The organism is Polaribacter sp. Hel_I_88, from assembly GCF_000687935.1.
In the GTDB taxonomy this organism is placed as follows: domain Bacteria; phylum Bacteroidota; class Bacteroidia; order Flavobacteriales; family Flavobacteriaceae; genus Polaribacter.
On the sequence record NZ_JHZZ01000001.1, the window covers coordinates 2,551,070 to 2,572,345 of the forward strand.

Sequence of the window (21,276 nt, forward strand, 5' to 3'; positions counted from 1 at the left end):
CTTAGTCTTTTGTTTGTTTACTTCCCCACCAATTTGGGTTGGGTTGAAAATCTTTCTTCAGCATTTTTATGCGTTCTTTTTCTAATTTTGGTAACAGTTTGGTTACTATTCTAGTTTCGTATAACCTTCTTTTTTCAATATTAAATTGATAGTCTTTTTTTGGATATTTTGCATTAACACTCACCAACCAATTGTGTAATTTTTGATTGAGCTTTGTTGTAATTTCGGGAAATTTATTGGCTACGTTATGTTGTTCAGATGCATCCTCTTTTAAATTGTACAATTCATTACTATTATTTTCATAATAATGAATAAGTTTCCAATCGCCTTCTCTAATCATAGAAGAAGGATCACCACCTTGATTTCCATAATGTGGATAATGCCAAAACAAAGGCCTTTTATTTGGGATTTTATTTTCTTCAATAATGGGTTTTAAACTGATGCCATCTTTATGCTGATTTGGTAAGAACTTGATATTTGTATAGTCTAAAATTGTTGGATAAAAATCGGCACCTGTTACTGGATAATCAATTATTATGTATTCAGATGTATTCCAAGGAACATATACCAAATAAGGCTCTCTAATGCCACCTTCCCATTGATATCCTTTACCACCTTTATAAGGCAAATTTGAGGTTGAAAACGCATCTCCAGATGCAACACCACCATTGTCTGAAGTGAAAATAACAATCGTATTTTTATCTAAGTGATGTTCTTTAAGTGCGTTTAAAACGATGCCAACAGCATCATCCATACTTTCAACTAAACCAGCATAAATAGGATTGTCTTGAGTTTTACGAATTGGCAATTTGCGTTCCATCTTAAAACCGTTTTCTTTAATGCCTATATTTTTTGCTTTATTTCGATATTTCTGCCATTTTTCTTGATTGGTTTGTATTGGACCATGAACAGCATAAAAGGACAAAAAAGCAAAAAAAGGTGTCTCTTTATGTTGTTTGATAAAGTTAGAAGTTTCGTTTGCCAAACGTATAGATAAATTTTCACCATCTTTTTTATTCTCTAATTTTGGGTTTTTAAAAGGTGAAAAATAACCTCCTTTTGGACTCCCACTTTCCCAACCCCCAATATTGATGTCAAAGCCATGATTTTCTGGATATGAACCTTCTTTTCCTAAATGCCATTTGCCAGCAAAAAACGTTTTATAACCATTCGATTGCATCGTTTCTGCAAGTGTAATTTCTTCTTTTGGTAAATTAAGTACGTAATTTGCGGGTAACAATTGATCTTCTCTATTGTTTTTTCGCCAATCCTCTCCTGATTTTGCTCCAATCCAATCTGTTATACCATGTCTTGCTGTAAATTTCCCTGTCATGATGGTTGCTCTAGAAGGACTGCAAACTCTACTACCAGCATAACCCTGTGTAAAAATAGTGCTTTTAGCAGCTAAAGCATCTATGTTGGGAGTTTCATAAAATGTACTACCCGTAAAACCTAAATCTTTAACTCCTAAATCGTCAACCAAAATAAAAAGTATGTTTGGTTTTTTTACTTCTTTAAATAACGTTACTTGTTCTGAATCTTTCTTTTTACAAGAAAAAAGATTCAAAATTATTACTATTATTAGCAAAAGGTTCTTCATGCATTTTAGAATTTAAAATTTTCAGATGCTGTTCTAGCATTTGCCATTATTGTTTTTAATTCTTCAAATTTTGCTGTACTGGTTTCTTTTAAATCGTTTTTTTCTTCAATATCGTTTTGTAAATCAAATAAAAAATATTTAGGTTTGGTTTTTACATTGTATTTCACCAACTTCCAATGGTCTTTTAATACAGCTTGTCTTCCATTTAATTCATGAAATTCCCAGTATAAGTAATCGTGTTTTTTTTGATTTTCTTGCTGCAGTAATGTTGGTAAAAAAGAAATTCCGTCTGTTTTAAAAGTAGTATCAACCTTTAATACATCTGCAAAAGTTGGTAAAACATCCCAGAAAGCAGAAGGATGATTTGTAGTTGTTCCTGCTTCAATTTTACCTTTCCATTTAGCAATCATAGGTACTCTTATGCCACCTTCGTATAAATCACGTTTATATCCTCTTAGGCCACCATTGCTATTAAAATAATCTGGATCAGCTCCTGCTTCTTTGTGTGGTCCATTATCCGAAGTAAAAATAAAAATAGTATTTTCTTCCAATCCTAAATCCTTTACTTTTTGAACAATTTCTCCAACTTGGTCATCTAATAATGTAATCATTGCAACAAAAGCTGCGTGACTATTTGGTTGAGAACCATACCTACCTTTTTTATAAAGTTCACCATCATCTGTTCCTTTAAAGTTTTTTTCAGGGTTAAATTTTCCTTTAAATTTGTTTAAATATTCTTTAGGAGCAAATAATTCTGCATGTGGAATTATTGAAGGATAGTATAAAAAGAACGGTTCTGCTTTATGATCATCAATAAAAGAAAGTGCTTTTTTATGGATTAGGTTGGGTGCATATTGCTCTTTGTTGAGTCCTTGATTTCCTTTTAAGATTACTTTTTTATCATTTTCCCATAAATAATCTGGGTAATAATGATGTGCTAGCATCTGACTATAATATCCAAAAAAAGAGTCAAATCCTTGATGTAAAGCAGAGCCTTCTGCGTTGGCAGAACCTAATCCCCATTTTCCAAAACCTCCTGTTTTGTAACCATTATCTTTTAAAAACTCGGCTAATGTTTTTGCTTCACTAGGCAATTCTAGAGCTTTATTACCGCGAATTGGCGTGTTACCTGTATGTAATCCTGTCATTAATGAAGATCTTGATGGTGCACAAACTGTAGCACCAGCATAATGTTGGGTAAACAAAATACCTTCTTCTGCGAGTTGATCTATATTGGGTGTAGAAAATTTTGTTTGTCCGTAAGAACTTAAATCTCCATAACCCAGATCGTCTGCTAAAATATAAATGATATTGGGTTTGTTAGTTCCTGCTGATTTATTGTTTTTGTTTACAGAGCAAGATGTTGCAAGTATTATAATTAATGATATAAATAAGTGTTTCATAGTCATTATTTTATTTCGGTTTCAAGAAATTCGATAATAAGTTCGCTAAGTTTTTGGTAACCAGTGGTTGTATAGTGCACATCTTTAGCGCCTTTTCCATATGTATTGTGAATATTAATAGATTGCTCATAAATATCATTCACAGGGATGTTATGTTTTTTCATCACTAATTTTGCAGCATCGTTATATTTTTGAACATCACTTTCATGTCTGCCAGTTTCATCTTTAGGCACGTACGTAGTTGTTACAAAAATTAATTTTGCATTTGATTTTTTCTTTATAATAGCAACAAGTGCGTCTAAATTTGTAGCATATTCATCAATTGTAAATTCAGGAGTACCATGTATTTTATCTCTATTTCCATATGCTTTTGAATCTGGATGACGATAACATAAATCCCATAATCCCCAATTAAATTGAATTAGATCCCAATGTTTATCTCCTAGCCATTTTTCAATGTTTTTTAGGCCAGTTCCAGTATGCTGTGCATTACCAGTATTATGAAACACGGTTGCCTTACCTAAAAAATGTTTTTTTACAAATGGAGTATATCCTATGGAAATAGAATCACCTATAATTAAAATATCAGGTGTTTTACTCGTAAAAGAGCATTCAACTATAATAGCTAAAAATAGAATTCCACGTAAAAAGGCTTGCTTTTTAATCATTTAATTTAAAATTAATTTATTAGATGACTGCTTACCATTATGATCTTCTATTGATATAATGTATACTCCTTTAGTTTTGTTGGTTAAGTTGATAGCTAGTTTTAAAAGATTCAAATTTGCTGCTTTCTCTATTAATTGCCCTTGCAAATTATATATGGCATAGGAGTGTATAGGCGTTTTTGTTTTTATAGTAGATACTCCTGATGTAGGATTTGGATACATATTAAATGCATTTACATCAAAATTTGATATAGCTAGCGATTCAGATTTTATTAATAAGGCATTGTCTATAAACCAGCCAGGAGTTCCTGTTTTTTTATCAACAGAAAACTTAATGGATGTTACACCAGCAGGAACCGTAAAACTTAAATTTATCAAATTCCAATTGGTATTAGTCGTCATTAATTTACTAGCAATTATTTCATTAGTACTAGCGTTAAGGATTTGAACCGAAATTGGTCCTTCTGAGGGAGAAACAAACCATTTTGTATAAAAGGATAAATCGTAGGTAGCTAGAGGTGCTACATATACAGTTTGTTGAAGGTTTCCAGCACCTGCAAGAATTCTTCCAGAGGTAGTTCCTTCATACGTATTTGCATTTGATAAAATCCCTATGTTAGTCCCTGTCCAACCTGTTAAATCTTCAGTTTCAAAAAAACCGTTCACTAATAAATTTTCAGATGAACCCATTAGGTTGTAATAAATGTCTAAATTATTATCCTCTGAAAGTGTTGCCTTGGCAACAGATGGTGTAGAAAGTTGATTTTTATAAAAGTTTCCAACATTGGTTAAATTTGTATTTGAAGCATCATAGTAATCTGCTGTGCCTGAATTTGGTTGAAACCAAGCGTAACGTTCTACATACTCTAACGTTTCTAAATATGGTAAAGCCAATTGCATGAATTCATAATTGGTGGCATTGCTTCTGTTTGGATTCGCGTTAAATTCAGTAATCCAAATAGGCAATCCGTACAAATCATAAACCCTTTGTAAATAATTTTTAAATCGATTAAAAACCAAGTTAGGATCTGCATTCGGGCTATTTTCAGGACTCGAAGCCCAGTCATACCAATGAACTCCAATAACATCTATTCTGATATCTTGTGCATTGGCTTTGTCATAAAATTCTTTTAACCAGCCAAAAGGTGCATTTTCTCTACCACTTGGTGAAACTAAACGCAAGCCTGTTTTCATTAAATTTTTATACGTAGAAACTGCAACATCTGTGTCGCATAAATTATTATATTGCCCTGATTGATCTTCACAGTTGTCAGATTCATTGAAAGCCAATACATGAGTTGCTTTGTACTTGGATTTGTAGAGTTCAATATCATTATCATCATTGGCACCTCCAAAACCCCAAGACATGGGTACGTACTCAATATCTATTGAAGACGCGCCATTATTGTTCCATCTGTAAAACCATCCGTTGTCTAACCCTGCAGTATTGCCTCCAATACCTTTTTTGGTCACCCAATTCCATGGAATAACTCGTATAAAAGAGATTTTATTTAATAAATAAGAAGGCAGTTCATTAATTATTAAGTCTTCTGTAGAGGCAATGTAATTTTTACTTTTATTGGTGCCATCTTCATCGATTGCAAACGTTGCCATAAATCCTTTTTTAAGCATGAAGGATTCCGTTTTATTATTCATATTGTTGGAAATCGCTTGTCCAGAATGAACAATATCTACGGATATATTTCCAGATGTGCCCTGTAAATTTGAATCATCATAAATAATTAACGGTACTGTTGATAAATCATTACTCCTTATTACTGTACCTTCTAAATAGTAATTATCTAAGCGAAGATTTGTTTGATAAATAGCTGTGGCGCTATTTACTTTTATTTGTGATAAATAATTATTTAGAACAATATCCCCTTTTAAATTTATTGTTCTTAGCCAACTAATACCTGATGTAAAATTGATGGATACATTATTTTGAAGTGGATTAGTGTCACTTAAATCAACATATCCTTCATTACTAATTGAAACATTACCAGAAGAAAAAGCAGTGGCTTCTAAACTTGAATCCGTAATTGATAAGCTTCCTGTTCCTAAATTGATGACTCCATTAGCAATGACTAATGCACTAGCATTATGCAATTGCAAGGCTATATTGATGGGCTGTTCAGCATCTATACTTCCAGAAGTAGGAGCAAGGTTTGTACTGCTGTGTTCCCAATTGTTTTCATCAAAAAAATCATTAGTAGATGCGTTACCTGTCCAAATTAGTTCTTGAGAATATCCCAAAAAAGAGAACATCAAAGCAACAAGTATTATAATTTTTTTCATAGCTTTTTATGGTTATTTAAAAACAGGCTCTTGGGTATCGTTATAAGATGTTCCTCTAATTGCTTCAAACTTGTTTATCATTTCTTGCAATTTTGTAGGATTGGTTTTTGCTAAATTAGTTTCTTGCCCAATATCTTCTTTTAAGTTGTAGAGTTGGAACTCTTTTGAATTTCCAGTTTCTATTTTTTTGATTTTATTTACTGCAGGACCTTTATAAGGTGGAATTAAAACCCAATTTCCTTGCCTAAAAGCGGTACGTGATGTAGCTTCAATAATTAAGTTTTCTCTACCATTGTTTGTTTTTCCTAAAAATACATCCATTAAGTTTTGACTATCTGTGTTCGGAACATCAGCGTCAACTAATTCTGATAAAGAGGCTAACAAATCTACTTGAGAAACCAATGCATTTGAAACTTGAGGTTCTATAGTGCCTTTCCAGTACGTTACAAAAGGTACACGCGTTCCAGCTTCCAAAAGGCTATATTTTCCACCTCTAAGTTCGCCCCAAGGTTTATGTTTTCCAAGTTTTTCAACGGCATTATCTGCATATCCATCATCCAATACAGGACCATTATCACTAGATAAAACAATGAGTGTGTTTTCTAGAAGTCCTTCTGTTTCTAATGTTTTTAATAGTTCTCCAATACACCAATCAGCTTCGATTATAACATCTCCTCTTGGTCCCATACCAGAAGTTCCAACAAATCTAGAATGTGGTGTTCTTGGTACATGAGGTTGTTGTAAGGCATAATACAAGAAAAATGGATTGTTTTTTTGTTCCTTAATATAGTTTTGAGCTTTTACTAAAAAAGTATCGGCCATGTCTTCATCAATCCATTTTGCAGAAGTACCTCCTTTCATATATCCAATACGTGGTACACCATTATTAATACTATTGCTATGCTGTGGGTCGCCAATCATTTTTAAAAGTTCTGGATTCTTTGTTCCTGTTGGTTCACCCTCAAAATTTTTAGAGTAGCTTACTTCTATAGGATCATTTGGATCTAAATTTTCTACAAAACCATTTTTTATATAAACTGTTGGAACTCTATCTTGGGTTGCTGCCATGATATAACTATAGTCAAATCCTACTTCGTTTGGACCTGGAGAAATATGACCGTTCCAATTTACATCTCCATCGCCTAAACCAAGATGCCATTTACCAACAATACCTGTTTTGTACCCTTGACTCTTCAGTATTTTAGGAAGTGTTTTTTGTTCTGTATCGATAATTAAAGGAGCTGAGCCTTCCAAAATTTTGGCTTTTTTATTGCGCCAAGGATACATACCAGTTAACAATGCATATCTACTTGGAGAACATGTTGCTGAAGTTGCATAGCCATTCGTGAATTTTACACCACCATTTGCTAATTTATCCATATTTGGTGTAGAGAATTCAGTAGCTCCATAGGCACTTACATCTCCATAACCTAAATCGTCTGCATAAATAAAGATGATGTTTGGCTGTTTGTTCACTTCTTGTGTGGTTGCGTTATTTGCTTTTTCTTTATTTTTACACGAAGTGAAAACTGTGAAAATGACAAGAACTAGGTACATTGATTTTTTCATTAAGGCTAGTTTATTAGTTTATTTTAATTTTTTATATCTATTTGGATTTGATTTCGTATATTTTGAATCTTGAAGGAGCCCCAAAAAAATAGGGTTTAACATTTTGGAATTCCAATTTTGATAGGTTTCCTCCAGCTGCTTAAAAAGTTCTTTTTGTGAATGAATTAAATTAGTAGTTTCAGAAATATCTTTATCAAGATTAAATAACAAGGATTTTTCTTTAATCATGACTACTTTTTCTCCCTTATTGTTTCGAATTGCATGGTTGTCAGCGTCAAATTTTCTCCAAAATAAATAATCATGAGGAGATGTTTTATGAACTCCAGTGATGTAAGGAATAAGATCAACACCATCTAATTCATTTTTGGTTTTTATTGGTTTTGCTACATTGCCAATAGCTGTAGCAAAAATATCAAATGAGATAATAGCAGATTCATAAATACTACCTGACGGAATTTTACCAGGCCATTTCATTGCAAAAGGTACGTGTATACCACCTTCAAAAAGCTGACCTTTTCCTGCTCTTAGTGCTCCATTATCTGAACCGTTGTTTTTTTCTGGACCACCATTATCAGATAAAAATAAAACTATTGTATTTTCTGAAAGACCTAATGCCTCAAGTTTGTTCATCACCTTTCCTACACCATCATCCATGGCACTAACCATAGCAGCATACGTTTTTCGTTTTTTATCTTTAATGTTAGGAAATCTCTTTAAATAGGTATCTGTAGCCTGCATAGGTGCATGTGGTGCGTTATAGGCTAGATACATAAAAAATGGTTCTTCTTTGTATTTTTCAATGTAATTAACAGCTTCTCTAGAAAGCGCATCTGTTAAGTATTCATTTTCTTCTATTCTTGTATTATTTCTTAAGAGTTTTGTTTTGTACGCATCAAATTGAGCTTTTACTTCATATTCATCTTTTAAAGTCCATAATTCTGGAAAGTATTGATGCCCACCGCTTAAAAATCCAAAAAAATCATTAAATCCTCTTTGTAAAGGTCGTTGACTCTCGTGAGCACCTAAATGCCATTTGCCTAAAGCAACAGATTTATAATCGGCTTTCTTAAGTGCAGCAGCCAGTGTTTCTTCACTTAGTGGTAAGCCCATTTCTGGATCATTAGGAGCAAACAAAGGGTTTCTTCCAAACCCAAATCGATCTTGATAACGTCCTGTAATCAATCCTGCTCTACTTGGACCGCAAACTGCATAACTTACATAGGCATTGGTAAACTTTACTCCATTAGCTGCAATTTTATCGATGTTAGGAGTTGGAATGTCTTTACATCCATTGAATCCTACATCGTTATAACCCAAATCATCTGCTAAAATGATGATGATGTTTGGAGATTGTTTTTTGATTTCATCAGTTTTTTGCGCTTGTACAACATTGAATGATATTAAAAGGAAAAAAAGTAACGTTGTGCTTTTCATTTATTTTAGTTTTGATACTATTTTTTGTAAAAATCAAATCTAATGCTTCATTAAGAATCAAGCATGGTTCATTAATTCAATGAGATGGTGAATACAGTCATTATACTATATATCTCAACAATATATTTATTTTTCTGGGGTAAATAAGCTTAAATCCCATTCTTTATGCCAATGGATTTCCATGTTACCTTCGGATGTAATTGTAATCGGTAAAAAAACATATTCTGATTCGGGACTAGCTTTACCATTCCATCTGTCTCCCATATATAGGTATGCATCTTTATAACCTGGAATTTTAAAAATATAACAAGGTTGCGAATTAAAGGAGTTATTACCAACATCTCCTATAAACGGGTTTCCTTGATTTTTATAAGGCCCCATGATATTTGAAGCGGTATAATAAGTACCTTGATTTGGAGTCCAACCGGAACATTCACTAGTCAATAAGTAATAAATACCGTTTTTTTTCAGAATACCTGGTCCTTCACAATGGGCATCAATATCGACATCATTAGTGGTTGTGCTTTGGTAGTCTTTAGATAATTCTACCATTCGAATTGTTTTGTTGATATGCCCAGCAGCATAACCAATATATGCTTTTTGCGTTTCAGGATCTAGGTACATACCAATATCTCTAGATTCATTGCCATTTGGTCTGTAATGATCTTTTATGATAAAAGGGCCTGTGGGTTCTTTACTAACAGCAACTCCAAGTTCGGCAATCCGATAATTTTTGCCATTCAAAAAGCCATCATAATGAAACCACATTACGTATTGTTTTTTGATTTTATCATACATTACTTTAGGGCGTTCAAAAACTTTAATAGCACATTTTTCTAGAACAGTTCCCTCGTTTTTCCAATTGTATAAATCTTTAGAAGAGTAACAGGATGCACCTCTAGGTTCTCCACGACGCTCACCATACCAATAATAGGTTTTTTGATGTTCAACATAAATAATATTACCACCATGACTATCAATATGAACACCATCTGTATCTAGCCATTTTTCTCCTGGAGTAAAAGAATTGTATTTTGGTGGTTGTTGGGCAAATACAGATAAATTGAGGAATATCAGTATAAAGAAAGGGTGAAATATTTTTTTTGTAGCGGAATCTTTTGTTTTTTGTTTGATTTTTCTCATGGAATTTAATAAAAGAATAAGTACTTCTTCAAAACTACATAAATATGAATTTCTATATGGGAACATATAGTTCAAAAACATAGTCCATTTGACTAAAATCGTAAATCAATTTATTACATGATTTTTAAGGCAATTTGTCTTAACTGAAAAAAAAGGCAAATTAAGAGTCTTAGAAAGCTTAGTAAAAAATGAATTTTCATTATGGTTATAAATCGCGATTCTATTTAGATGAATTCGTGCTTCTTTATAGTTTGTTTAGTTTATAAGATGACGATTTAACCATATTGACCATTTAATTGACCTTAAACCCCAATAATTTCATGCATTTATGAATTAATTTTACGAGTCTAAACGTAAAATTAATGTTTAAACAAACAGCTTTATTTTTATTACTTGTTGTAAGTTTTTGTGCTCAAACACAAAATACCTATTATTTTAGTAATTCTACAGGAAATGACACAAACACTGGTAATGAGACAAGTCCTTTTCAAACCATTTCAAAATTAAATAGTTTATCTCTTAGTCCTGGAGATAAAATCTTGTTTAAAAGAGGAGATGTTTTTACAGGTCAAATAGTAGTTTCTTATTCAGGGTCTATTGATGCTCCAATTGTTTATGATAGTTATGGAACAGGAAATCTCCCTATTTTACAGGGAAGCAATGGAGATAATGGAGTAGCAGACCCCAGAAGTACCATACGAATAATTGGCAAAGAATATTTAGAGTTCCATAACCTACATATTGAAAACGAACGTTTTGATACGGATGGAAATGCTTCTAATGATGATAAATCTTATGGAATTTATTTTCAAAGCTTTTTAACGTTACCAGCATCTAGAAATTTTGAAGATAGAAACTTATTTAAACATTTTAGGTTCAGCAATCTTCGTTTTCAAAATATTTATTCTTTAGGTAGTGCCAATACTTCTTTTAATAGTATTAGAACTTCTGGTTTGCATTTTTTTGACGCCTTTGTGAATGATGTGATCATAGAAAACTGTTTTTTTACTGATATTGAAAGAACAGGTGTTTGGTTAAGAAGATATGGATCTGACATTGTAATTAGAAATAATTCTTTTATTGATATTGGTGGCTCTGCAACCATTTTATCACAAACAAAAAGAGTTTTGTACGAAAATAATGTAATGCGATTTACGGGATCTAAATCCGACTCTAGAATGGTAGGCAGGGGCAGTGGAATGTGGGTTTTTGCATCAGATGATGTAGTGGCTCAATATAACATTTCTCAACATTCAAGAGGTGCTGGAGATTCTTCTGGGATGCACGTAGATTATGGGAATACCAATATCCTATATCAATACAATTATTTAGAAGATTCAGCAGGTGGTTTTTGTGAAACTTTAGGAGACAATGATAACATTATTTGGAGATATAATATTAGCGTAAACGAAGGAACAGAAGAAGGTGGTGGAAAAAATAATTTACTTTGGGTGAATGATTATGCTGGCACTAACAGAAAAATAAAGAGTAAAAATATATTTATTTATAACAACACGATTTACCAAGGTAGAGATTATAAAAATGTATTGGGTGATTCTAAAATTTTGCTTGTTGCAGAAGATATTAGCTTTTTAAATAATATTATTTATTTAGAACCGAATGCAAAATTAGGCATCAAAGATTACGAGTTTAATGTTGGGACCTCAAATTTTAAAAATAATTTGCTTTATGGGGGTACAATTTCAGCAGCATTTAAAAATTTGGATGCTACCAAGTTAGAGTCAAATCCTCAATTGAGTATGCCTAATCTTAATCACTTTTCAGGTTATAGTATACAATCTTCTAGCCCTGTTATTGCGAAAGCGCATCGTTTTACGGAACCTGTATTTCCTTTAGCAGGTACTGGTATTTTTAAAGAGATTACATCAAAAGCAACCAAAGATATTTTTGGAAATCCAGTAAATCTATTAGAAAACACAAATATAGGTGCTGATAATGGTGAAGGTACACCTGCTGTAAATGTAGCGACTTTTGAGGCTGAATCTGGAAATTTTGAAGGAGGAGCAAATGAAATTAACTGTCCAAATGCCTCTGGTGCTAGAGCCATTAATTTTCAAGACACTGGCGAATCGTTAACATTTAATACTATTGATGCTACTGAAAGTGGCGACTATCTGATTACAGTGTATTATTTAAATGCTGTTAAAAGTTCATTAAAAATAGCTGTAAATAATAACGAGCAAGAAACGATTATTTTACCAGCTTCAGATGCTTTTTGTTTCCAATCTGGAAATCCTACTTCTTTTTCTTTTGTACAAAAATTAAATAAAGGTCTGAATTCAATCCGATTTGAAAATGGTATTTTAGACAAAATAGAAATTTTAGATGTTACTAAAACAACCCTGAGTTTAGCCTCTCAATTATCGAACACTAAAAAAGAACTAGTTTACTTAAATAAAACCATTTTTAAAAGTTCAGACCAAATTGAAATAAGGTATTTTGATCCAAATAACGTTGAAAAAACAAAAGTTTCCGTCTACAATACCAATGGGAGTTTATTGTTTAAAGAAATATTTTCAGACGATTCTATACTATTTAATGCTCATAAACTTGGTAAAGGTGTAAAAATTATTACTGCAGAAATACTCGGAACTATTTTTGTGATGAAAATTATTATCTATTAGTGTAAAATTTTTAGCTATAACTTTTTTCTAATCCGACTATAAAAAAATTGAAACATTTTTGACATATTATTATTTTAGGAAACAGTTTTTTATGTAGTCGATCAATTTAAAATCACTGAATTATGTTATTCAAAGAACAAAATAGGAAACCTATTAAAATGAATAAAAGCAAACTACTTTTTTTGTTGGTTATCATTTTTACGATAGGTGATTTCAATAGTCAAACAAAAAACCAAAGCCATAAAAAAAATCAAAAACCCAATGTTATTTTAATAATGGCAGATGATATGGGAATTGGTGATTTAGCCTCTTTAAATAATGGATTAAACAATACCCCATCATTAAATAGATTAAAAAATGAAAGTCTTTTTTTTAAAAATGCTTATTCTTCTTCCACTGTATGTGCACCTGCAAGAGCTGCTTTATTAACGGGAATGTATCCTCATAGAACAGGTGTGGTATCTTTAAATTCAGAAAAATTTCCTAAGCTTACCAGAATAAAAAAACAAATTCCAACTTTGGCAAATGCTTTTAAACAAAATGGTTATACAACTGGGTTAATAGGTAAGTGGCACTCAGGAGTTGGAGAAGATTACCATCCGCTAAAAAGAGGTTTTGATATTTTTGAAGGTTTTGTACAGGCAAAACAAATACCCACTTATTTTGATTATACTTTAGAATCAAACGGTTCTGTAGTGCATCAAACAAATAAATATTTAACTAGAGATTTATCTGAACGTGCCATAAATTTTATCCAAAAGAATAAAGAACATCCTTTCTTTTTGCATTTGGCACATTATGCTCCTCACAGGCCAATTGGTGCACCCGAAGCTTATGTAGAAAAATATAAACAGAAAGGATTCGATACAGAAACTGCAACAGTGTATGCGATGATTGAAATTATAGACGAGACTGTTGGAGAACTTTTATTGGAGTTAAAGAGGTTACACCTTGAGGAAAATACCATTGTAATTTTTACGAGCGATAATGGTCCAGATCCTATGGTTCAGAAAAGATTTAATTTAAACCTTAAAGGTTCTAAATACACGGTTTATGAAGGGGGTATTCAGGTACCTTTTATGATGAAATGGAAAAATCATTTAGCTCCTAAAGAGACTGATAAAATTATCACGTTTATAGACGTGCTACCTACTTTAGTGAACATGTGTGATTTAAAATTCAGCACACCTTTTGGTTTAGATGGAAGTAGCTTTTTAAATCAAAAGCTCAATTTAAACTCTACAAAAAAACATAAAGAGTTTTATTGGCAATGGAATCGTTATTTGCCTAATTATGAATTTAATGCAGCAGTACAATTAGATGAATGGAAATTAGTAAGACCGTTTACAACCAAAGAAATTCCAAAACCAAATACAGCATTACCTGCAGTTTTATATCATTTAAAAACAGATCCAAAAGAACAATTTAATGTAGCTGAAAAATATCCTAAAAAAGTAAAGAAGCTCACAAAATTACTGGATCGTTGGACGCAAAAAATTGAAAAAGATCGTATACATCTTAAAGATTAAACATCCATTAAAATATGAACACTCAAAAGAAATACTACATAAAACACGTTTTTATACTACTCTTACTAAGTTTTAGCTTGTGTGAATCACAGATGCTAGCCCAAAATAAAATTGAAGATATAGGAGTAGAAATTAATCATTCAAAAGCAAGCTCCAAAATTTATTTAGGGAGTCCATCTATAATCATACTAAAAAATGGGCATTACCTAAGTTATCACTGTGAAATGGGACCAAATTCAAATAATACTTCACATCCCAAAGCGCATATTTATTTTTCAAAAGATAAAGGAGTTACTTGGCAAAAAAGAACAACAATCAATAACATAGTTTGGGCTAATTTGTTTCTACATAATGATGTTATTTATTTAATGGGAACCTCTAAAGTGTATGGAGATTTGGTCATTAGAAAAAGCATCGATAATGGAAAAACTTGGACGGAAGCTAAAGATAATAACTCAGGACTTTTAAGAAACGATTTTGAATATCATACTGCTCCAGTTCCTGTGGTTACTTATAAAGATAGGCTATACAGAGCTGTAGAGGTTAGAAATCCTGGCTATGGATGGGGTTTTAATTTTGAAACATTACTTATTTCTGCACCCATAAATGCAGATTTATTACAAGCCGAAAATTGGGTCGTATCTAATAGACTGCATTTTGATCAGCGATGGTTAGGAACTGCTTGGTTAGAAGGTAATGTTGTTGTAACTCCTGATGATAAATTAGTTAACATATTAAGAGTGCACTATTTAGAGCATGGAGGAAAGGTTGCCAAGGTACATTATGATGCCGATAAAAACAAAATCAGTTTTAATCCTGATAAAGATTTTTTAAATTTTCCAGGAGGAAGCAAAAAATTCACCATACGTTATGATGAAAAAACAAAACGATATTGGACACTTTCTAACCATATAAAAGACATAGGTTATAATCCAGAAAGAACGCGAAATTGTTTAACCCTTTCTTCTTCTAAAGATTTAATGAACTGGGAAGTACATGAAGAAATTATATATCAACCAGATTTAGAAAAACATGGATTTCAGTATGCAGATTGGCAGTTTGAAGGTAATGACATCATTACTGTAATCAGAACAGCTTATGATGATGAGTTTGGAGGTGCAGACAGTCAGCATAATAATAACTATATGATTTTTAAAAGGATAGAAAATTACAATGAGCTTTCTAAAAATAAAATAGCAAGCTATTATAATTTTTAAAGTGATCACAAAAAGTAGTTTAAAATTTTTTCTTTGATAAAGATTTTAAACAGCATAAATAATAGAATAGTATTAAAAAAGTAATTACATGAATTTAAATAAGAAAACAATTTTAATGCAAGTTTTTCTAATTTGTTTCTTAAGCCTAAACATATCTGTTTTAAAAAGCCATGGCCAGCATAAAATAGAAGAAATTGGTACTGTAATCGCTCATTCTAAAGCTAGTTCTAAGGTGTACTTGGGGAGCCCATCTATACTTATATTAAATAATGGGAGCTACCTTGCTTCTTATGACGAATTTGGGCCTAACTCAAACAACAAAACAACACCAATAACACATATTGCAATCTCTAAAGATAAAGGCAGAACTTGGCTGAAAACTATATCTTTGGACAACATAATGTGGGGCAATCTTTTTAGTCATGATGGTATTATTTATTTAATGGGAACCTCTAAAGTATATGGAGATTTAGTCATTAGAAAAAGCATCGATAATGGAAAAACTTGGACGGAAGTCAGAGATAATAACTCAGGACTTTTAAGAAACGATTTTGAATATCATACAGCTCCAGTTCCTGTAGTTACTTACAAAGATAGAATCTATAGAGCCTTAGAGGTTAGAAACCCTGGTTATGGATGGGGTTTTAATTTGGAAGTCTTACTTATTTCTGCACCCATAAATGCAGATTTACTAAAAGCGGAAAATTGGGTTGTATCTAATAGACTGCATTTTGATCAGCGATGGCTTGGAACTGCTTGGTTAGAAGGCAATGTATTGGTAACACCCGAAAATAAATTAGTGAACATTCTAAGAGTTCATTATTTAGAAAATGGTGGAAAGGTGGCCAAGGTACATTATGATGCCGAAAAAAATAAAATCAGTTTTAATCCTGATAAAGATTTTTTAAATTTTCCAGGAGGAAGTAAAAAATTTACCATTCGATTTGATGAAAAAACAAAACGATATTGGACACTTTCTAATCATATAAAGGATATTGGTTATAATCCAGAAAGAACACGAAATTGTTTAACCCTATCTTCTTCCAAAGATTTAATGAATTGGGAAGTCCATGAAGAAATTCTATATCATCCAGATTTAGAAAAGCATGGATTTCAGTATGTAGATTGGCAGTTTGATGGTAGAGATATCATTGCAATTATCAGAACAGCTTATGATGATACGTTTGGAGGTGCAGACAATCAGCATAATAGTAATTACATAGTTTTTAAAAGAATAAATAATTACAATGAGCTTTCTAAAAACAAAAAAGCAACGTATTATAATTTTTTAAAATAAATGAAGAATTTGTAAATTATAGAAGTGTTTTTTACTAATAATATAATATTTTTAATTTTTTTTAGAATTTATATTTTTATTTAGATTTAAAATTAGTTGAATGTTTTTTTGAACACTTTAGAAAAATTTTGTGTTTTTTAAATTGATACCTATTAAAATGATGAAACATACAGTTTTTGTACTCCTTTTTTTATATAACACATTCATTTTAGCTCAAAAGAATGATTTTAACTATGTCATAGATTTTATAACCACAGAACAGGGTTTATCACACAATTATACTACCAGTATTTTAAGTGATAATTTAAACATCAAATGGATTGGTACAGAAAACGGGATCACCAAATTTAACGGATACGATTTTGAGTATATAAAACCCAGCTCAGTTTATAGTGGACTGTTAAATGAAAATATAGAAGTCCTTTTTAAAGATTCAGCATCTAACATTTGGATTGGAACAAAAACTGGAGGTTTGTCAGTTTTGAATATGAAAAACAACCATATTGAAAACTATAATAATTTAATTGATTCAAATTATGGAGATAATTTAAGAATTACAGCATTATCTGAAGACAAAGAAGGCAATATATGGGTTGGTACCTGGGAAAATGGTGTGTTTGTTATTGATACTAATCATAAAAAATTACTCAGACACTATGAGAGTAACAGAATCGCAAATAGTATTTCTAAAGATTTTAAAAATAACATGTGGTTTTGTAATGGTAATAATTTGCATTTTTTCAATGCTACAGACAATAGCATACGTACTTTTAAAATTCAAGGACAAATTACAGATATACTTGCAGATGCTGAGCGAAATAAAGTTTGGATTTCATCATCTGTAAGAAACTCGAAAATTTATGCTTATAATTATGAAACAGATTCCATAGAATCTTTAGAAACTGGAGTAATTAGTGATTTTTCGAAAAAACTTTCTTTAGATAAACACAATAGATTATGGATTGGTACTTGGGGCAATGGCATTTACAGAAGTAACGACAGTCTAACTAAATTCATGGAAATTGATTTGGTTTCCAAAAATCCAGAAAAAATAAAAGACAACTATAAAACCATACTAGATATACATCATGACATCAATAATATTACTTGGCTTGCAACAGCAAATGGTGGTATTGTTAAATTAGTGGAAGGGAATGGTTTTAAAAATGCCAATAAATTTATAAAAAATAAAGAATTAAAAGAACACTTAAATTTTACTTCTATTTACAAAGACAAAAACAATATTTTTCTAGGAACACTTTTTACAGGTGTTTATTATGGTAAAGATTTTTCCAATTTAAAACAAATTAAGGATATTGGAAACACAAAAGTATATACTTTATATGAACATAATGGAAAACTATATATAGGCGTCTCAGAAGGGTTTTATATTTATGATCTCACATTAGAAAAAGTTACTTTTTTTTCTAAAAGAATCAGCAAAGTGACCGCTTTTTTAATTAAAAAAGATACTATTTTAATAGGCAGTCAACAACAAGGTGTTGCAATGGTTCATTTAGAGAACATTGACAAGCCTAAAACCTATCAATTTTACTCTAAATACCACGAAAATAAAAATACAATCAAAAGTAATCGTATAACTTCAATACAAAAAGACGAAGAGAATACGATATGGATGAGTACATATAATGGATTGCATTTGTTTGATAACAAAAAAAAGGAATTTATACATGAATCTTTATTACTCAAAGAAAAATCAACAAGTAGCATCATCAATTCCTTTGCAATAAAAGGTCGTTTAATTTGGTTGGCGACCCCAAATGGATTAATAAAGTTAAAATATCAGAATGGTATACTGACTAAAGAAAGCACTTTAACCAAAAAAGATGGCCTTAATAATGATTTTATTAGCTCAATAACCTTTGATGACAGTTATAATTTATGGTTAACTACACATACAGGTATTGTAAAATATAACGAAGCAGATACCACTATTACAAATTATGATGCTGTAAATGGTATTAGAACAACCTCGTTTAATAATAGAAGTTTTTATAATTATAAGGATGAATCTATATACTTTGGAGGTATAGATAATATTACTTTTTTTGAGCCTTCAACAATTAAAGATTTTAAAAACACACCAGAAATCATATTTTCTGGATTGCGAGTTAACAATCAGATAATTGATTACAACACTCATAAAACAATTTTGGATAAAAGTTTTAATTATGCTGAAAAAGTGCAACTAACACATCAGGATAATTATTTTTCAGTTCGATTTGTTGCAAACGATTTTCTTGGGCCGTTAAATATTCAGTACAGATATTTATTGGAGGGTTACCATGATGAATGGATTGATTTACAAAACAGAAATGAAATAAATTTTGCGGGTTTAAATCCAAAATCATATGCACTCAAAGTGCAAGGAACTAGAGATGGGCAAAATTGGAGTGAGCCCAAAATACTGGAAATTTTTATAGCAGGTTCACCTTGGAAAAGTCCTTGGGCTATAGTTGTATACTGTCTTCTATTAGGAAGTATTGTTGTTTATTTAATTCGATCAAATAATTACAAACTAAAATTAAAAAATAGTTTAGAAATAGCCAGAATAGATAAAGAAAAGGAGATGGAGTTAAGCGAAGCAAAACTCAACTTTTTTACAAATATATCTCATGAATTCAGAACACCCTTAACGTTAATAATAACACCTTTAAAAGAATTATTAGAAAGTAAGAATTTATCAAACAAAGTTTTCAAAAATCTTGCAATCATAGATAGAAACTCAAACCGATTGTTAAACCTAATCAATCAATTGTTAGATTTTAGGAAAGCAGATAACGGATTGCAGGCCATACAAGTTTCCCATGGAAATTTTGTAAGATTTTCAAAAGAAGTACACCTTTATTTTAAGCAACTAGCAAAATCCAAAGGCATTAAATACAAATTTGTATCTGATGAAGAAGAAATATTTTTTCCTTTTGACAGAAATAAAATGGAAATTGTTCTGTGCAATTTACTTTCCAATGCGATTAAGTATTCTAACTCTGGAGACAAAATACGAATGTCCATAAAACGTGAAGAAGGATTTTGTGTAATAGCTATAAAAGACAATGGTATTGGCATGGATGAAGAGAATCTAGATAAGATTTTCGATCGCTTTTTTCAAATTAAATCAGCAAATACAACCAGTATGATTGGAAGTGGTATTGGTTTAGCTTTTTCTAAAAAAATTATAGAACAACATCATGGAACGATTAAGGTAAAAAGTAAAAAAAATGTAGGTACAGAATTTACAATAAAATTAACATTAAACGCTAGTCTTTACAAAGGTGAGATTAATGAAAGCCATGTAAATACTGATAATATTAAAGCATACGATATTCTGCCAAATGCAGACTCAAGCCTAAATATTAAAAACAACACAAAAGAGCATAGTGTTCTTATTATTGATGACAATCTGGAAATCCTAAATTATTTAGATGATATTCTGAATGATACCTATCAAATATTAAAAGCAAGTAATGGTAATGAAGGATTTAAAACTGCTTCAGAGGAAATTCCTGATTTGATCATTAGCGATGTAATGATGCCTGAAAAAGACGGGATTACACTTTGCAAAGAATTAAAATCTAAAATAACTACTTCACACATCCCTATTATACTTTTAACGGCCAGAACTTCTTCGGTTTTTGAAATTCAAGGTTTACAAACAGGTGCCAATGATTATATTACAAAGCCTTTTAATGCAAGTATCGTAAAAGCAAGAATAGCCAGTTTATTAGATAATAGAGAAAAAGTACGCGAGCATTTGCAAAACAAAATTCGGTTTGAGCCTACTGCTGTTGAAAATACAGACACAGATATCGAAAATACTTTTATACACAAAGCTATTTTACTAGTAGAAGAAAATATGGAAAACTCCAACTTTGGTATCAATGATATGGTAGATAAATTGCATATGAGCCAATCTACATTATATCGTAAAATAAAATCGCTTACAGGTTTGTCATTAACCGCCTTTATAAAATCTATTCGTCTAAAAAAAGCAGCCTACCTAATTTTAGCTTCAGAAGATATGAATTTAACTCAAATAGCAAATGAAGTTGGTTTTAATGATTATAAATATTTTAATGTATCATTTAAAAAACAGTTTAGCTGTTTGCCTTCTCAATACAAAGAAAAAAACTCAAAAAACCTTCACTAGGTCAGTGTTTTCAGTAAATTAAACGATTCCACCAATTCTTTGACTTATTTAACCAATGCTTTTTTTTATGTTTTTTAGATTTTTGAATCAGGAATAAAACAATTTTTTATTCAGTAAATTTTTTAAAACTAAAAAAGAGATTTTGAATATATATTAGAAATGAATTTTTTAAAAATTAAGATTCAAAAAAAGGATTTTAATTCATGATGATAAATTCTTCTTTTATATACATAGCTAAGTTTAAAAATTACAAGATTAACGGTAAACGGTTTTGTGTTTTTAAATTAATATAATTTTAATAGTTA

12 protein-coding genes are annotated in these 21,276 nt (G+C 31.0%); 5 read left to right on the forward strand and 7 right to left on the reverse strand.

Annotated features, from left to right (window positions below; genetic code table 11):
- Position 1 precedes the first annotated feature (1 nt).
- The 7 genes from P161_RS0111540 to P161_RS18420 form a co-directional block, all read right to left on the reverse strand.
- Positions 2–1,600 carry a sulfatase gene (locus P161_RS0111540; protein ID WP_026777147.1) on the reverse strand — a complete coding sequence of 533 codons (1,599 nt, stop codon included), beginning with the start codon at positions 1,598–1,600 and terminating at the stop codon, positions 2–4.
- Between the two features lie 5 nt (positions 1,601–1,605).
- Entirely contained in the window at positions 1,606–3,003 is a 1,398-nt protein-coding gene (locus P161_RS0111545; protein WP_026777148.1) for an arylsulfatase, read from the reverse strand.
- A gap of 5 nt (positions 3,004–3,008) precedes the next feature.
- A complete protein-coding gene (locus P161_RS0111550; protein WP_026777149.1) occupies positions 3,009–3,671 on the reverse strand; it encodes an SGNH/GDSL hydrolase family protein in 663 nt (220 codons plus the stop codon).
- On the reverse strand, positions 3,672–5,969 hold the full coding sequence (locus P161_RS19115; RefSeq protein WP_051605721.1) for a glycosyl hydrolase: 2,298 nt from the start codon (positions 5,967–5,969) through the stop codon (positions 3,672–3,674).
- A gap of 12 nt (positions 5,970–5,981) precedes the next feature.
- Positions 5,982–7,538: an arylsulfatase gene (locus P161_RS0111560; RefSeq protein ID WP_026777150.1), complete on the reverse strand. Its 1,557-nt coding sequence runs from the start codon at positions 7,536–7,538 to the stop codon at positions 5,982–5,984.
- An 18-nt stretch (positions 7,539–7,556) separates the two neighbouring features.
- On the reverse strand, positions 7,557–8,972 hold the full coding sequence (locus tag P161_RS0111565) for a sulfatase-like hydrolase/transferase (protein ID WP_026777151.1): 1,416 nt from the start codon (positions 8,970–8,972) through the stop codon (positions 7,557–7,559).
- Positions 8,973–9,098: 126 nt separating this feature from the next.
- Positions 9,099–10,115, reverse strand: a complete 1,017-nt coding sequence (locus tag P161_RS18420; protein WP_081817022.1) for a family 43 glycosylhydrolase — start codon at positions 10,113–10,115, stop codon at positions 9,099–9,101.
- 362 nt (positions 10,116–10,477) lie between these two features.
- On the opposite strand from P161_RS18420, the gene P161_RS0111580 reads away from it, so the two are divergent.
- The 5 genes from P161_RS0111580 to P161_RS0111600 all read left to right on the forward strand — a co-directional run bounded on the left by P161_RS0111580 (position 10,478) and on the right by P161_RS0111600 (position 20,971).
- Complete coding sequence (locus P161_RS0111580; protein WP_051605722.1) at positions 10,478–12,760, forward strand: hypothetical protein; 2,283 nt, start codon at positions 10,478–10,480, stop codon at positions 12,758–12,760.
- A 122-nt stretch (positions 12,761–12,882) separates the two neighbouring features.
- The gene (locus tag P161_RS0111585; protein ID WP_051605723.1) at positions 12,883–14,289 is read left to right on the forward strand and encodes an arylsulfatase; all 1,407 of its coding nucleotides are present in this window, start codon (positions 12,883–12,885) and stop codon (positions 14,287–14,289) included.
- 224 nt (positions 14,290–14,513) lie between these two features.
- Positions 14,514–15,506 carry a sialidase family protein gene (locus P161_RS18425; protein ID WP_081817074.1) on the forward strand — a complete coding sequence of 331 codons (993 nt, stop codon included), beginning with the start codon at positions 14,514–14,516 and terminating at the stop codon, positions 15,504–15,506.
- 88 nt (positions 15,507–15,594) lie between these two features.
- Positions 15,595–16,803, forward strand: a complete 1,209-nt coding sequence (locus P161_RS18430; protein WP_051605725.1) for a sialidase family protein — start codon at positions 15,595–15,597, stop codon at positions 16,801–16,803.
- A 160-nt stretch (positions 16,804–16,963) separates the two neighbouring features.
- On the forward strand, positions 16,964–20,971 hold the full coding sequence (locus P161_RS0111600) for an ATP-binding protein (RefSeq protein ID WP_026777154.1): 4,008 nt from the start codon (positions 16,964–16,966) through the stop codon (positions 20,969–20,971).
- Positions 20,972–21,276 lie beyond the last annotated feature (305 nt).

Bases quoted from the DNA above. Each gene is read 5' to 3' on its own strand.
- P161_RS0111550 (WP_026777149.1), bottom strand. From the start codon at position 3,671: ATGATTAAAAAGCAAGCCTTTTTACGTGGAATTCTATTTTTAGCTATT.
- P161_RS18430 (WP_051605725.1), top strand. From the start codon at position 15,595: ATGAATTTAAATAAGAAAACAATTTTAATGCAAGTTTTTCTAATTTGT.
- P161_RS0111580 (WP_051605722.1), top strand. From the start codon at position 10,478: ATGTTTAAACAAACAGCTTTATTTTTATTACTTGTTGTAAGTTTTTGT.
- P161_RS19115 (WP_051605721.1), bottom strand. From the start codon at position 5,969: ATGAAAAAAATTATAATACTTGTTGCTTTGATGTTCTCTTTTTTGGGA.
- P161_RS18425 (WP_081817074.1), top strand. From the start codon at position 14,514: ATGGGACCAAATTCAAATAATACTTCACATCCCAAAGCGCATATTTAT.
- P161_RS0111600 (WP_026777154.1), top strand. From the start codon at position 16,964: ATGAAACATACAGTTTTTGTACTCCTTTTTTTATATAACACATTCATT.
- P161_RS0111545 (WP_026777148.1), bottom strand. From the start codon at position 3,003: ATGAAACACTTATTTATATCATTAATTATAATACTTGCAACATCTTGC.
- P161_RS18420 (WP_081817022.1), bottom strand. From the start codon at position 10,115: ATGAGAAAAATCAAACAAAAAACAAAAGATTCCGCTACAAAAAAAATA.
- P161_RS0111585 (WP_051605723.1), top strand. From the start codon at position 12,883: ATGTTATTCAAAGAACAAAATAGGAAACCTATTAAAATGAATAAAAGC.
- P161_RS0111560 (WP_026777150.1), bottom strand. From the start codon at position 7,538: ATGAAAAAATCAATGTACCTAGTTCTTGTCATTTTCACAGTTTTCACT.
- P161_RS0111565 (WP_026777151.1), bottom strand. From the start codon at position 8,972: ATGAAAAGCACAACGTTACTTTTTTTCCTTTTAATATCATTCAATGTT.
- P161_RS0111540 (WP_026777147.1), bottom strand. From the start codon at position 1,600: ATGAAGAACCTTTTGCTAATAATAGTAATAATTTTGAATCTTTTTTCT.